Origin of the sequence: Pseudoponticoccus marisrubri (genome assembly GCF_001482405.1) — a bacterium.
Classification (GTDB): domain Bacteria; phylum Pseudomonadota; class Alphaproteobacteria; order Rhodobacterales; family Rhodobacteraceae; genus Pseudoponticoccus; species Pseudoponticoccus marisrubri.
Genome location: NZ_LPXO01000055.1, coordinates 1 through 425, shown reverse-complemented (window position 1 = coordinate 425; position 425 = coordinate 1). Strand labels below are relative to the sequence as shown.

Sequence of the window (425 nt, the reverse complement as noted above, 5' to 3'; positions counted from 1 at the left end):
AATCGGAACTGCCGGAGGCAATCTGGTCGGACGCATCATTCACGGTGCGTGACGATACCATCAATTCGGAAATCGCCCGCCCCATGTTTTCCAGCGACGTATTGATGGCGTCTTTCATTACTCCGATTTTACCGAGATACTGGCCTTCGACGCGGCGCGTCAAATCGCCTTCCGACTGCGCGACCACCACTTCCACGGCTTCGGTGATACCGGCTTCCAATTGATCCAAGGATTCATTGATATTGCGCTTCAATGAATCCAGTTCGCCCGTTAATGGCGTGGTCAAACGGCTGGAGAAATTCCCTTCCGCAATGGCTTTCATCGTCTGGTTGATACCGGACACGGCTTCATGAGTGTTACGCATGGCGTTTTGCAAATCATCCACCATGACTTTGAAATCGCCTTCAAAGTGCGCCTGTGTTTCG

1 protein-coding gene is annotated in these 425 nt (G+C 52.0%); it reads right to left on the bottom strand.

Features of this window, described 5'->3' with window-relative positions; all coding sequences use genetic code 11:
* Positions 1–425, bottom strand: a 425-nt coding sequence (locus AVJ23_RS21955) for a HAMP domain-containing protein (protein ID WP_169795963.1), incomplete at both ends; no start/stop codon positions are given.